The organism is Pedobacter endophyticus, from assembly GCF_015679185.1.
Lineage (GTDB): Bacteria > Bacteroidota > Bacteroidia > Sphingobacteriales > Sphingobacteriaceae > Pedobacter > Pedobacter endophyticus.
Genome location: NZ_CP064939.1, coordinates 2,477,497 through 2,492,269, shown reverse-complemented (window position 1 = coordinate 2,492,269; position 14,773 = coordinate 2,477,497). Strand labels below are relative to the sequence as shown.

The window sequence follows — 14,773 nt, the reverse complement described above, 5'->3', positions numbered from 1 at the left end:
GCGCCTAAAACCTCTCCCTTTTAACGGCGGTGGTTTTTGTTCTGTCTGTAAATCCCTCTCCTCGAGGAGAGGGAAAGCAGAGGCATTGCTTTTAACCTAAACGCTGATAGGGAGAGGTTATGCAGTCATCCGGTATCTATTGGATTTTTATTTGGCGCCTAAAACCTCTCCCTTTTAACGGCGGTGGTTTTTGTTCTGTCTGTACATCCCTCTCCTCGAGGAGAGGGAAAGCAGAGGCATTGCTTTTAACCCAAACGTTGATAGGGAGAGGTTATGAAGTCATCCGATGAATATTAGCCATCTAGCCCATATTCATCGGATGGTTTTTTTAGCTATCGAGATTAAAGCATGCTTTGCAGATATTCATCCATCAACCATACGGTAAATTGAATAAATTTTTATACTTTAGTAAAACGTTTAACTATTGTGTTTTCTAACCGAATTCCTATTAAAAAAATCTATACACACACAAATTATGAACAAGTTTAAATCCATTAAATTACTGGGCATGATGGGCTGCATTTTTATCAGCAGTTTATTAAACGCTCAGGAACGAAAGGCGCCCTCTTACCCTTTAATTACGCACAACACTTATTTCAGCATCTGGTCAAACACCGATGATTTGAACCAATCATCAACTACGCATTGGACCGGAGCAGAAAATTCGCTATTAGGAATGTTAAATGTAGATGGCAATATTTATCGCTTTTTAGGAAAAGAAACGCCTAGTTACAAAACTATACTGGGCACTTCAGACGAGAAGGGATACGAAGTAAAGTACACAGAAAACGAGCCTAAAGGCGATTGGAGCGCATTTAATTATGGCGCAAACGATTGGAAAACCGGATCTGCACCTATAGGCGACGACGCAAAGAATGTTAAAACCCTGTGGAAATCGCATGATATTTGGGTGAGAAGGAACTTTACGGTAGCCAACCCTGCGTCGATAAATGATCTTTTTCTAAAGATCAATCACGATGATAATATCGAGGTTTTCCTTAATGGGAAAAAGATTTATTCAAAAGAGGGCTGGACAAATACCTTTCAGTATATCGCCCTGAACAATAGCGATAAAAATGCCTTAAAATCAGGCCAAAACGTAATTGCCATTCACCTGATAAATACAGCTGGTGGCCGCTACCTTGATTTTGGATTGGTTAATAAAGAGAAAGATAATGCCGGGAAAGTTCAGCTGGCCAAACAAAAAAGCGTTGATGTAACCGCAACTCAGACCATTTATAATTTTACTTGTGGCAAAGTTGATTTGAAGCTGACCTTTACCTCGCCACTGCTCATGAACGATTTGGGTTTGTTTGCAAGGCCGGTATCGTACATCACGTATCAGGTAAAAGCTAACGATAACAAAACGCATCAGGTTAAAGCCTTTTTAAGTGCCTCATCCAATATTGCTGTTTACAGACCGTCGCAAGAAGTTACGGCCAGCAAGTACGCAACGGCTAAACTATCGATTTTAAAAACGGGTACTATAGAACAACCCATATTAGAAAAAGGTGCCGATGATATGCGTATCGATTGGGGCTATTTTTATGTTGCGGCACCAAAAGCGGCCAATACCATTCAATTTGTAACTTCAGAGAAAGATGCAGCCGATGCATTTAGAAAAGGCAATTCAGCATCGACAGCAAAAACAGGGAAAATGCTGGCCTTGAATACTATCGTTCCGTTTGGCACGGTAGGAAAAGCAGCCGTAGAAAAATTTGTTGAATTGGGTTACGACGAAATTTATTCCGTACAATACTTCAACAAGAATCTACGACCTTGGTGGAACACATCGGGCAAAGAAACGATTGAAGGACAATTAACCGATGCGGCTACGCAATACAAATCGGTGATGGCCAAATGCGATGCCTTTAACAAATCCGTTTATGCCGACGCCTTAAAATCGGGCGGAAAAGAATACGCCGATTTATGTATGCTGGCCTATCGCCAAAGCATTGCCGCCCATACGCTTGTAAAAAGCCCGCAAGGCGAAATTTTATGGTTATCGAAAGAGAACAATAGCGGTGGTTTTATTAACACCGTTGATGTAACTTATCCTTCAGCGCCATTATACCTCATTTATAATCCCGCGTTATTGCAAGGAATGTTGAATGGTATTTTCTATTTCAGCGAAAGCGGCAAATACCCGCACCCTTGGGCGGCGCACGATTTAGGTACCTATCCAAAAGCGAACGGACAAACCTATGGCGAGCCAATGCCAGTTGAGGAATCGGGAAACATGATTATTTTAACCGCGGCAATTGCCAAGGCGCAAGGAAATGCCAATTACGCAAAATTGCACTGGAAAACCTTAACCACCTGGGCTGATTATTTGGTAAAAGAAGGACTCGACCCGAAAACGCAGTTGTGTACGGATGATTTTGCCGGCCACCTTGCCCGAAATGCAAACTTATCGGTTAAGGCCATTGTTGGGATTGCCTGTTACGCACAAATGGCCGAAACATTGGGTTACAAAGAAACTGCAGCAAAGTACAGAGCTATTGCCGAAAGCATGGTGCCTAAATGGATGGAAATGGCCGATGCAGGCGATCACTATGCGTTAACATTTGATAATAAAGATACCTGGAGCCAAAAATATAACCTTGTTTGGGATAAGGTGCTCAATTTAAACCTGTTCCCGCAAAAGATTTATAATACCGAAACAAAGTATTATTTAACTAAGCAGAACAGGTACGGTATTCCGCTCGATAGCCGAAAAGCCTATACTAAAAACGACTGGATTTTATGGACAGCCACGTTTGCACCAACCCGCGAGCAATTTGAGGCATTGGTTCATCCGGTTTATAAGCATGCTATTGAAACCGAATCGAGAGTACCATTAAACGATTTTTACGATTCGAATACCGGTATTCGCGATAACTTTAAAGCCAGAAGCGTAGTGGGCGGTTTTTATATGAAAATGCTTGCTGATAAGTTGAAATAAGCCTCTCCCTTTGAAAGGTTGAAGCTATTGAAAAGACAACACATCCCTCTCCGGGAGAGAGGGAAACAAAGGTAAAGTGGTTTGAACCTTTAAGGTTAGAGCCTCACCCTTTGAAAGTATAGTGATAGGCTTTGCCTGTTAATCCCTCTCCGGGAGAGAGGGAAACAAAGGTAAAGTGGTTTGAACCCCTAACTTTAGCGTTTTGGGTTCAAACTACAGTCCTTTAAAACCCTCTCTTCTGGAGAGGGCTATTACTACATTTGCCTACCTACCACCGTTGATTGGGTGAGGCTTTAAAACTCAAATTCCAATTGGTTGCTTTCTGGTTTCTCCGGCGCTACCTCATCATAAAATCTCGATAAGGTAATTCCCAGTAATCGAACTTTGGCAAAGCCGATATCCGCTTCCTCCAAAAGTTTAATCGCTTCTTTGTAAATCGTTGCTGCGTTATTTATGGCTACGCCGAAAGATCTGCTGCGGGTAATGATCTTAAAATCTTCAAACTTGATTTTTACCGTGATCGTTTTACCGCTCAGCTGGTATTTTTCCAATCGGCTGGCTACCGTTTCGCTAATTTGCTTGAGTAAATCGTGCATTACGGCGTCATCGTTTGTGTCTTCCGCTAGGGTATCCTCTGCTCCAACAGACTTGGTTTCGCGATGTGCCCTTACCGGTCTGTCGTCAATTCCGCGTACAATTTTATAGTAAAAGCTTCCCGATTTTCCGAATTGAGCAGTCAGTTGTGGTTCCGTCAATTTCTTTAAGTCGGCACCGGTGTTAATTTGCATGGCTTTCATTCTGGCCGCTGTAACCTTGCCCACGCCGAAAAATTTTTCGACGGGCAGTTTTTCCATGAAGGCCTTAATTTTAGATGGTCCGATGAAAGTTAATCCGTCGGGCTTGTTCATATCAGAGGCTACCTTGGCCACAAACTTGTTAACAGAAACTCCGGCCGAAGCGGTGAGATTTAACTCATTCTTAATGGCCTCTTTAATTGACTTTGCAATATCAATAGCCGAACCAAGTCCGAGTTTATCTTCGGTAACATCTAAGTAAGCCTCATCTAACGAAAGTGGTTCGATAATATCAGTATAGCGACTAAATATTTCCCTTATCGCCTTCGAAACGGCAGAATAGGCGTCGAAACGCGGATAAACAAAAATGGCTGTGGGGCACAACTGGTAAGCTTTACTACACGACATGGCCGACCGAATCCCGAAAACCCGGGCCTCATAACTTGCCGTTGCCACTACGCCGCGTCTATCAGGCTTGCCACCAACAACAATTGGTTTTCCGCGTAACTCTGGAAAATCTCGCTGCTCTACAGATGCATAAAAAGCATCCATATCGATATGGATAATCTTGCGAACTGTTGGTGAGGTTTGATCGGACATTTGCAAACTAAATCTCGGAAATTTTACGCTGAATATTTAACCAGATTTTTTTTCTTTACAAAATAGGGAGAGAGTTGTGCTGTTTTTTAAGGTTGGCGCCTGGTTTAACGCTGTCATCCTGAGGTGTAATTTATTGCAAAAATTCAATATGATAACGGTGCTTAGTAAAGTAGGACTCCTAAAAAAGGTCATCATTTGAGCGCAGCCAAGAAATCTCTATCAAAGGTTCAAAGATTTCTCCACTTCGGTCGAAATGACGATTTTTTGATTATTTCGAAAAAGGTCGATCGTAGTATAACGAAGGATCCCCAAGCGATGAAACGCGAAACGCCAACAAACCACTGCCAAATATTGAAAATAGGTGGGTAAGGGAAGTGAGACGTAGGTTACATGCTTTCCCGAGAAGTTGGAACAGGCTGCTCCATTTATTTGGCGTTTTCGTTTCCGTCTTTGCGAAATCGATTTTTCATCGATTGAAGCAATCTCATAGCGATTTTATTGCAGAACAGATTGCTTCGTACCTCGCAATGACGACGCCTTAAAAACTTCACCTCAGCATGTAGTTGTCAGATAATTCGGTAACAGAACGAAAATTAAGTTTGATTGAGTACGCTAATTTAAAAGATGAGTTACCTTGTTCAACAGCAAATCCATTTCGAAAGGCTTTTCCATGAAGTCGTTTGCACCGGCATCCAACGCCGATTGGCGAATGTCTCTGCTTGCAGATATCATCAATACTGGGATTTCCTTATATTGAGGGTCGTTTTTAAGTTGTTTGCAAATGTCTCTACCATCGTGCCCGCTCATCCATATATCAAGGAGAATTAAGTCTGGTTTATTTTTTACGGCATCTATTACAGTTCCACCGTCATAGGTATAATCAACATCGTATCCCATTACCTCTAAAATCATCGTTACTGCATCAACAATGCCCTCATCATCGTCTGCGATGAGTATTTTTTTATTTCCCATTCGTAAATATTAATTCCATTCAGTCCTTTTGCAAACAAGTAACGTATCCATAATCAGCATTATAACAATATTAATGCTTAAATGTCCGTTTTTGTTTTAAAAATTACGATTATTTGTACAATGAGTTTTTCGATAGTTTGATGGTGCAATTATCATAAAAATGATTGGAAATTAAAACATTTTTTTATGGATATATCGGTTTGCTCAACGAATTAAAAGGTGTAGGCAACACGCTTTTTTTAAAGCCGCTGAAAATGAGGAAATTAAATTTGCAAATAAATTAATTAGCAGTTTTATAGCTTATATTTACCGCTTCAAACAAAATTATAGCTCTGCAGCCCAAATGGATAGTATTAATATTAAGAAATTAGCCGAAGCGTTAAAACTGTCAACTTCTACAATTTCTCGTGCTTTTAGAGATAACAGCGATATTAGTAGCGCCACCAAGGAGCGGATTCTTGCCAAGGCAAAAGAACTAAACTATCAGCCCAATCATTACGCCAGCAATTTAAGAGAACAAAAAAGTAAAACCATTGCGGTAATTGTTCCCGAGCTGGCCAATAACTATTTCTCGCAGGCCATACACGGTATCGAAAGAATTGCCAGGGAAAATGGTTACCATATCTTGATTTATGTAACCGACGACGACTACAAGAAGGAGGTAAACTTTATTCAGCATTTGCATAATGGGCGGGCCGACGGCATTATCATGTCGGTTTCGGGCGAGGCCAACGACCATAACTACCTGAATAACTTTGGCGCCAAACGCCTGCCGTTGGTGTTTTTCGACAGAATTTACGAGGATATTGAAACGCCAAGGGTAATTACAAATGATTACAACAGTAGTTATTTGGCTACTGAGCACTTAATTGAGCAAGGTTGTAACCGGGTGGCTTATATGGTGGTTAACAAAAGCCTATCCATTGGTAAAACCAGGATGCAGGGATACATTGATGCGTTGACGAAGCATGAGATTGCATTCGACGAAAACCTGATTGTAGATTGCAGTAACAGTTATGAAGAAAATAGTGTGATAGTGAAACGAGCCTTGCTCGAGCTTAAACCCGATGGTGTTTTTGCTTCGGTAGAGCGTTTGGCCTTTGCAACTTATTATGCCTGTTACGATTTAGGCATAAAAATTCCGGACGATGTGAAGGTGATCAGTTTTTCGAGTTTAGAGATAGCGCCCTTACTCAACCCCTCGCTAACAACTATTACACAACCCGCTGCCGAAATAGGCGAGGAGGCTGCCAAATTATTGTTTCAAATTTTAGATAACGATGCCGATAAAAATCAGTCGAACGAGCTGATTTTGGAGTCGAAGATTATAGCGAGAAACTCAACTTCAAACGGCGTCAAATAGCACAAAAACTGCCCGCTTTTTTTCATCATATTTTTTCAAAAAATTTCGTCACTTAGTGTAAAATACGCAGAATTTCGATCAAAATTCGGGAACGTTCCCGAAAAGTAAGTCTTAATTGCGTTGATTTTTTCGGGAACGTTCCCGAAAATGAAGCGAAAAAAGACTTAGTGTAAAATTTACACCTTAAAATAAAATTTATAGTTTACAAATAGTTGATAAACAATGTTTTATGTTTTTAAGTTGTTAGTAATGTGGAAACTAATGTTGTTAAAATTTTGAAAATCCTTCCGAAAACCTTGGCTGATTATTTTCTCTAAAATATATTTTTTAAATAAATTTTGATTTTTCATTTCGTGCTGTAAATTAGAGCTGTGTGTAAATCACAACAATATTTAACCAAATTTTATACTTAAAAGAGCTTCGAATATGAAAGTATTTTACCTGTTAAAACAGGGGCTTTTGATGCTGTTGGTTTTCTCAGCATTAATCGTAAAAGCACAAACCGGATCTATATCTGGAAAGGTGCTTGATGAAACTGGCCAACCTTTGCCAGGTGCTTCGGTAATTGTAAAAGGTACAACAAGAACTACATCGACAGATGCAAATGGTGTTTTCAAATTGTCGGGCCTTTCTAATGGGTCGGTAACGGTTGCTGCCAGCTTTATCGGTTACCAAACACTCGAAAAAACAGTTAATGTTGCGGCAAATACCACTGCCGATTTTCAGTTGGTTCCGGATGCGCAGAATCTTAACGAGGTTGTGGTAATTGGTTACGGTACCGCAGAGCGGAAGAACCTTACCGGTTCAATCGCTACCGTAAATTCAAAAGATTTCCAAAAAGGAACAATTACTACACCTGAACAATTAATTCAGGGTAAGGTTGCCGGTGTAAACATTATCTCGGGCGGCGGTTCGCCAGGTGGTGGTAGTACCATTCGTATTCGTGGTGGTGCATCGCTTAACGCCAGTAACGACCCTTTAATTGTGGTAGATGGAGTTCCCTTTAGCGGCAACGCCATTGGCAATGCGCCAAGCCCGCTTTCGTTAATCAATCCTAACGATATTGAAACGTTTACCGTTTTAAAAGATGCAAACGCGACTGCAATTTATGGTTCGCGTGCATCAAATGGGGTAATCTTAATTACGACCAAAAAAGGAACGTCGGGCGCTCCTCAAATCAACTTCAACACAAACAACTCCATTGCAACAGTTGCAAAAAAAGTAGATTTATTATCTGCCGATGAAGTTCGTGCCTTTGTTAACGCAAACGGTAATGCTGCGCAAAAAGCGCTTTTAGGTACGGCAAATACCGATTGGCAAGATGAGATTTATCAAAACGCTTTTTCTACAGATAACAATTTGAGCATTGCAGGTTCATTTAAGGGCGTGCCTTACCGCGTATCAGCAGGTTACTTAGATCAGGAAGGCGTGGTAATTACCAGCAAATTGAAAAGAGCAACCGGGGCAATTTCAATATCACCGAAATTATTCACCGATCACTTAAAAATCGAGTTGAACTTAAAAGGTGCTTTAACCGATTCTCAGTATCCGAATGATGGTGCAATTGGTTCGGCCATTCAGTTCGATCCAACCCAACCCGTTTATGCAACCAACAAGTTTGGCAACTACTTCGAGTGGATTACCAGTGCAGGCGTTCCAAACCCAAATGCACCGCGTAACCCGGTTGCCTTAATCAGACAACAAGATAATCATGGTAATGCGGCAAGAAGTTTCGGTAACGCAAAGTTCGATTATTCGTTCCATTTCTTACCAGAGTTACATGCAGTGGTTAATGTGGGTTACGATTACTCGAAAGGCTACGGACGTACCATAGTGCCAATTTATGCGGCGCAAAGCTTCTCTACCGAAGGATCGTTTACAAGAAGGTTAAATACAGAGATCAACAAATTCTCGGAAGCTTACTTAACCTATGCCAAAACAATTGGCAAAAGTAGATTTGATGTAACGGGTGGTTATGGTTATTACGATGATGCCGTTACCAATTATAATTTCGCCAGCTACAGAGGTACAGGCGTTTTGCAAACTACACCTGTTTTCCCTTTTTCTGTTGACCAAAACAAGTTACTTTCTTACTACGGCCGTTTCAACTACACGTTTGCTGATAAATATATTTTATCAGGAACGATGCGTGCGGATGCTTCCTCTAAATTCGCTGAAGACAATCGCTGGGGTTATTTCCCGTCAGTTGGTTTTACCTGGAGAATTATCGATGAGAATTTCTTAAAGGATAGCAAGGTGCTTTCTGATTTGAAATTGAGGTTAACTTATGGCGAAACCGGTAATAAAGATGGAATTGGTAACTACGATTATCTATCTAAGTACTACGCGAATAGCAATCAAGGACAGTACCAGGTTGGCGATACTTTTTATAACTACTATAGCCCTGCAGGTTACGACCCTGATTTAAGATGGGAAACCACAACAACTTATAACGCTGGTTTAGATTACGGTTTTATGCAAGGCAGAATTTATGGTAGCGTTGATGTTTACTATAAAAAAACCAAAGATTTGTTAAGCAAGGTTACCATTCCGGTAGGAACAAACTTTAGCAATGAGCTAACAACCAACGTTGGTAACATGGAAGTTAGAGGTGCTGAGGTAAGCTTAAACTATGTAGCAGTTAAAACCGAAAATACCACATGGGATATTGGTGTTAACGCGGCTTACAACAAAAGAAAGGTTACCAACCTGACATTAAACCCAAATTCGGGCTTCAAAATCGATGCGGGTGATATTACGGGCGGTACAGGTATTCATTTAAAATACAATGCAGTAAACCAGTTGCCAGGCTCATTCTTTGTTTATAAACAAGTTTACAATGCCAATGGAAAACCATTAGAGGGAGTTTACGAAGATTTAAATGGCGATGGTTCTGTTAATGCTGCCGATCAGTATTTTTATAAATCGCCAGATCCGGTTGTTACCTTAGGGTTTAATACCTCGTTTACTTACAAAAGATGGACTGCGAGCACTGTTTTAAGAGCTAATATTGGTAACTATATTTACGATAATATTTCTTCAAACTTCGGTATCAGAAACAACGTTTTAAGTACACAAGGCATTTTGAACAACTCTACAACCGATTTGTACAACACTAACTTTTCTGGCGGATCTGGTGTTCAGTATTTGAGCGATTACTTTATCAGAAATGCCTCATTCTTAAAAATGGATAACGCAGGTTTATCGTATAACGTAGGCAAGCTTTCCAAAAATGGCAACATGTCGATGCGCATTTCTGCAAACTGCCAAAATGTGTTCGTGGTATCAAAGTATAAAGGAATCGATCCAGAATCGGTAAGTGGAATCGATTATAATCTTTATCCACGTCCCAGAACTTACACTTTGGGCTTAAACGTTGGGTTTTAATTAAGGTAATGGCTATCAGAACCTATCAAAGAAAAGATATGAAAATGAAAAATTCATTTAAAATGATATTGGCATCAGGCATGTTACTGCTGTCATTAAATTCATGCAAAAAAGAAGCGTTAAATTTAACACCTACAAATGATGTAACTGCCGTTGATGTATATGCCACACCAACCGGTTATAAAAACAGCTTGGTAAAATTATATGCCACTTATGCATTAACAAGTCCTCAAGGTGCCGAATCAAGTGATGTTGGCGGATTGAACTCGGGCTTCGCCGATTTTTTAAGGCTGTTTTGGATGACCCAGGAGCTGACTACCGATGAGGCAATCTGCGCATGGGGCGATGTGGGTATTCCAGAATTGGATTATGGCATGCCAACGCCAGATAATCAGTTTTTGCGTGGTTTATATTCAAGAAGTATTCTACAGATTACTTTCTGTAACGAATTTCTTCGTGAAAGCACACCTGAGAAACTGGCGAGCCGCAACATCACAGGTGCCGATGCAACTGCAATTACACGTTACCGTGCAGAAGCCCGGTTTTTACGTGCCTTTCAATACTGGGTATTGTTAGATGCTTTTGGTAACCCGCCGTTTATTACCGAAGATGATGCCATTGGTAAGGTAAACCCGAAACAAATTCAGCGAGGAGCCTTGTTCACTTATGTAGAATCGGAGTTGAAAGCCATCGAGGCTGATCTGGCCGAACCACGTAGCAACGAGTATGGTCGTGCCGATAAAGCAGCAGACTGGGCTTTGCTAGCCAGATTGTATTTAAACGCACAGGTTTATTCAGGTACCGCAAAATATACTGAGGCGATTACTTATTCGAGCAAGGTAATTGCTGCGGGTTATTCGCTAAAAGCCAACTACATGGATTTGTTCAGGGCAGATAACAACGTTAATAACACAGAAAACATTTTAACCATCAATTACGATGGTATAAACGGAACCAACAACGGTGGTACGACGTACATCATTAACGCGGCAATTAACGCTGATATGAATCCAACTTCTTATGGTGTACCCGGTGGTGGTTGGGGCGGAAACAGAACCCGTCCGAACTTGCCAAACTTATTCCCTGATGCAAACGGATCGTTAGATAAGCGTGGTGTTTTCTTCGGAACGAAAAAGGCGGTTGATGCTGTTGGCGAGTTCACAGATGGATTACGCGTAACCAAATTTAAGAACATTACTTCTTCTAATGCTCCGGGCAGAACCCTTAACGGTACTTTTGCATCGGTAGATTTTCCTTTGTTCCGTTTGGCTGAGCAATACCTGATTTACGGAGAAGCGGTTGCCCGTGGCGGTTCTGGTGGTACGGCTGGACAAGCGCTAACTTACGTCAATTTATTGCGTCGACGTGCTTATGGCAATGCATCGGGCGATTTGGTTGCGGCTGCTTTAACTACCGACTTTTACCTGGATGAGCGTGCACGCGAATTGTATTGGGAAGGCCATCGCCGTACCGATTTAATTCGTTTTGACAAGTTTGCCGGCTCAACTTACATTTGGCCATACAAAGGCGGTACACAGGCGGGTACAGCATTACCGGCTTATCGCAATCTTTACCCACTTCCATTAGCAGATCTAATTGCTAATCCCAACTTGGTTCAAAATACAGGTTATTAATCTTAATAGTGAATAAGATATGAAATCAACAATATTTAAAACCTTAGCGCTTTGCTTCATGGCATTATCGCTTTGGTCGTGTAAAAAAGACGAAACCCAAACGGTTTCGAATGTTGAACCAGCAGGAACACTTACTGCTTCGGCAACAACAATAAATTTGGTTCAGGCCAATGGCACAAAAGAAGCATTACAGTTAACTTATCCTTTGGCCACTTCATCGGGCTATGTAGTTCCGGTTACTTCCACTTTGCAGTTCGGCTTAAAAGGCAAAAATTTCGATCCGGTAAGAGAGGTTGTGGTTACAAGTAAAACCTATGCACCAACCATTGCCGATTTTAACAACATGATTTTGGCTTTAGGGGGTAAAGTGAATGAAGCAGCACAGATAGAAGTTCGCTTAAAATCGGGCGCTGCGGTTAACGATTTAACTTACTCTAATGTCATTACTTTAAGTGCTACTCCATATTTGGCTTCGGCATGGATTTATGTGCCGGGTGCTTATCAGGGATGGAATCCATCTACAGCTGATAGTTTAATTTCTCTATCGAGTGATGGCGTTTATACCGGAATGATTGCTTACACCGAAGGTAATTTAGAGTTTAAAATTACCCCTGCAAAAAAATGGGATGTTGCTTATGGCGACGCAGGTTCAGGTTCAATCAGTACATCTGCTGGAGATAACTTAAAATCGCCTGCCGCAATTGTTAAGCAGGTTACTGTTGATTTAAATAAGAAAACCATTGTTTTTGGTACACCAAATGAATGGTCGATTATTGGTGATGCAACCGCTGGTGGCTGGGCAACGGATACCGATATGAAAGGAACTAATGATGGAAAGTCTAATTTCTATATCTTAAAAACAGCTTTAGGCGTTGGAGAAATGAAGTTCCGTTTCCAGCATGATTGGAAAACTAACTTAGGCGGTAGTCCTGCTGCTTTAACAGCTGGTGGCGACAATATTAAAATAACGGCTGCAGGAAATTATACTATTACCTTAGATGTAGCGGCTAACAAAGCAACCATAGTTAAAAACTAAACTATTTAATAACATGCCCTGTAGTGTTCCTTGCTACAGGGCTTTTAATCTCTAAAGTTTCAGCATGATCAAATCCCAAAACCATACCAATCAGGCGCTGTCGTTTAATGCTCAAACTCATTCTTTTCCTAAGCTTGGAAAAAATCTATTTATTGTCGTAGCCTTTGTCATTTCGTCAATTACAAATCTCTTCGCCCAGAAACTGGAGCGTATCGAGCCGATGTTTTGGTACACGGGCATGCACAACCCAAAATTACAGTTGCTTGTTCATGGCGAAAATATTGCTTCGAGCACTGTTTCATTAACCTATCCGGGCGTAAAGCTCGTTAAGGTTAACAAAGTTGAAAACCCAAATTATTTGTTTTTGGATTTAACACTTTCTTCAACAGTAAAAGCGGGATCGTTCCCAATTCATTTTGCTGTTAAGGGTAAAAAGACATTCAGTTATACCTACGAACTAAAGAACCGCAATAAAAGTGCAGACAGAATTCAGGGGGTAACACAAAAAGATTTTATTTACTTGCTGATGCCGGATCGTTTCTCGAATGGCGACAAAAGCAACGATGTTGTTCAGGGATTAACCGAAACAGCACTCAACCGCGATAGCATGTATTACCGCCACGGTGGCGACATTGAAGGGGTAATTAATCATTTAGATTATTTAAAAGATCTTGGGATTACAACCGTATGGATGACTCCGGAGATTGAAAATGATATGCCGCGTGCCTCTTATCACGGTTATGCAGCAACCGATCATTATAAAATAGATCCGCGTTACGGAACTAACGAACTTTATAAAAAATATGTAGAAACCGCTCATGCTAAAGGCATGAAGGTAATTAAAGATATTGTGCACAACCACATCGGCACGGGGCATTGGTTTTTTAAAGATTTGCCAATGAAGAGCTGGGTGCACCAGTGGCCGAAATACACGCAGACCAGTTACCGCGATCAAACGGTGATGGACACCCACGCGTCGGCCGCCGATCGCAAAAAAATGCTCGACGGTTGGTTTGTGCCCTCTATGCCCGATTTAAATGAATCGAATCCTTTTGTGCAAAATTACCTGACGCAAAACCACATCTGGTGGATTGAATATGCAGGAATTGATGGTTTACGATTGGACACTTATCCTTATAACGACCCAGAATATATGGCCGATTGGGCGATAAAACTGAAGACAGAGTTTCCTAATCTGTCTGTTTTCGGCGAAACCTTTGTAAATGGCGTAGCCAATCAGGCTTACTTTGCGGGCGGAAATACGGTAAACCGTGGTTTCGATACGCATTTGCCCGGCATTACTGATATGGCGGTAAAGGATGCAATTTATGAAACGGTAAACGGTAAAAATGGCTGGACAGATGGCGTAAATCGTTTGTACGATGTAGTAGCGCACGATTTTATGTATAAAGACCCAACCTTGAATTGCATCGCTTTAGATAATCACGATATGAGCCGCTTTTACTCGGTGGTAAACGAAGATTTTGATAAGTATAAAATGGGTATGGCGATTTTGCTAACCATGCGTGGCATTCCGCAAATGTATTACGGAACAGAGATTTTGATGAAGAACTTTTCTAATCCCGATGGTTTGGTTCGCTCGGATTTTCCTGGCGGATGGGATGGCGATAAAAAAGATAAGTTCATCGCTGATGGCAGAACCAATAAAGAAAACGAGGCGTTCAACTTCGTAAAAACCCTGGCCAACTTCCGCAAAAACAGCCTTGCGCTACAAACCGGAAAGCTAATGCAGTTTGTACCCGAAGATGATATTTATGTGTATTTTAGGTACAACGCCGCCGCAAAAGGTACGGTAATGGTTGTTGTAAATAATACCGATAAGGAGAAAACTTTAAATACCGATCGCTTTGCAGAACGCATAAATGGCACTACGACCGCAAAAAATGTAATTACAGGCGAAACCAGTGCGATAAAAGAAATTAAGGTGCCTGCAAAAACAACGTTGGTGCTGGAGTTAGGGTAGTCCGAAAGTCGGGAAGTCCGAAAGTCGGGAGGTCCGAAAGTCCGAAGACAAGACCTCTC

8 protein-coding genes are annotated in these 14,773 nt (G+C 41.2%); 6 read left to right on the top strand and 2 right to left on the bottom strand.

The features are described 5' to 3' along the window. Window positions 1-475: 475 nt before the first annotated feature. Window positions 476-2,944: a glutaminase family protein gene (locus IZT61_RS09955; RefSeq protein WP_196100988.1), complete on the top strand. Its 2,469-nt coding sequence runs from the start codon at window positions 476-478 to the stop codon at window positions 2,942-2,944. 293 nt (window positions 2,945-3,237) lie between these two features. On the opposite strand, the gene dinB is transcribed toward IZT61_RS09955, so the two are convergent. Continuing rightward, a complete protein-coding gene (dinB, locus tag IZT61_RS09950; RefSeq protein WP_196100987.1) occupies window positions 3,238-4,338 on the bottom strand; it encodes a DNA polymerase IV in 1,101 nt (366 codons plus the stop codon). Window positions 4,339-4,950: 612 nt separating this feature from the next. Further along, the gene (locus IZT61_RS09945) at window positions 4,951-5,310 is read right to left on the bottom strand and encodes a response regulator (protein ID WP_196100986.1); all 360 of its coding nucleotides are present in this window, start codon (window positions 5,308-5,310) and stop codon (window positions 4,951-4,953) included. A 343-nt stretch (window positions 5,311-5,653) separates the two neighbouring features. On the opposite strand from IZT61_RS09945, the gene IZT61_RS09940 reads away from it, so the two are divergent. The 5 genes from IZT61_RS09940 (at window position 5,654) to IZT61_RS09920 (ending at window position 14,714) form a co-directional block, all read left to right on the top strand. Continuing rightward, window positions 5,654-6,673, top strand: a complete 1,020-nt coding sequence (locus IZT61_RS09940) for a LacI family DNA-binding transcriptional regulator (RefSeq protein WP_196100985.1) — start codon at window positions 5,654-5,656, stop codon at window positions 6,671-6,673. Window positions 6,674-7,099: 426 nt separating this feature from the next. After that, window positions 7,100-10,060: a SusC/RagA family TonB-linked outer membrane protein gene (locus IZT61_RS09935; RefSeq protein WP_196100984.1), complete on the top strand. Its 2,961-nt coding sequence runs from the start codon at window positions 7,100-7,102 to the stop codon at window positions 10,058-10,060. Window positions 10,061-10,104: 44 nt separating this feature from the next. Further along, on the top strand, window positions 10,105-11,694 hold the full coding sequence (locus IZT61_RS09930) for a RagB/SusD family nutrient uptake outer membrane protein (RefSeq protein WP_317193189.1): 1,590 nt from the start codon (window positions 10,105-10,107) through the stop codon (window positions 11,692-11,694). 19 nt (window positions 11,695-11,713) lie between these two features. After that, window positions 11,714-12,730 (top strand): SusE domain-containing protein, encoded by a 1,017-nt coding sequence (locus tag IZT61_RS09925; RefSeq protein ID WP_196100982.1) that lies wholly within the window; start codon window positions 11,714-11,716, stop codon window positions 12,728-12,730. A gap of 64 nt (window positions 12,731-12,794) precedes the next feature. Continuing rightward, window positions 12,795-14,714 carry a glycoside hydrolase family 13 protein gene (locus tag IZT61_RS09920; protein WP_196100981.1) on the top strand — a complete coding sequence of 640 codons (1,920 nt, stop codon included), beginning with the start codon at window positions 12,795-12,797 and terminating at the stop codon, window positions 14,712-14,714. The last annotated feature ends 59 nt before the right edge of the window (window positions 14,715-14,773 follow it).

Coding starts and splice junctions, on each gene's coding strand:
- IZT61_RS09935 (WP_196100984.1), top strand. CDS start 7,100: ATGAAAGTATTTTACCTGTTAAAACAGGGGCTTTTGATGCTGTTGGTT.
- IZT61_RS09955 (WP_196100988.1), top strand. CDS start 476: ATGAACAAGTTTAAATCCATTAAATTACTGGGCATGATGGGCTGCATT.
- dinB (WP_196100987.1), bottom strand. CDS start 4,338: ATGTCCGATCAAACCTCACCAACAGTTCGCAAGATTATCCATATCGAT.
- IZT61_RS09940 (WP_196100985.1), top strand. CDS start 5,654: ATGGATAGTATTAATATTAAGAAATTAGCCGAAGCGTTAAAACTGTCA.
- IZT61_RS09945 (WP_196100986.1), bottom strand. CDS start 5,310: ATGGGAAATAAAAAAATACTCATCGCAGACGATGATGAGGGCATTGTT.
- IZT61_RS09925 (WP_196100982.1), top strand. CDS start 11,714: ATGAAATCAACAATATTTAAAACCTTAGCGCTTTGCTTCATGGCATTA.
- IZT61_RS09930 (WP_317193189.1), top strand. CDS start 10,105: ATGAAAAATTCATTTAAAATGATATTGGCATCAGGCATGTTACTGCTG.
- IZT61_RS09920 (WP_196100981.1), top strand. CDS start 12,795: ATGATCAAATCCCAAAACCATACCAATCAGGCGCTGTCGTTTAATGCT.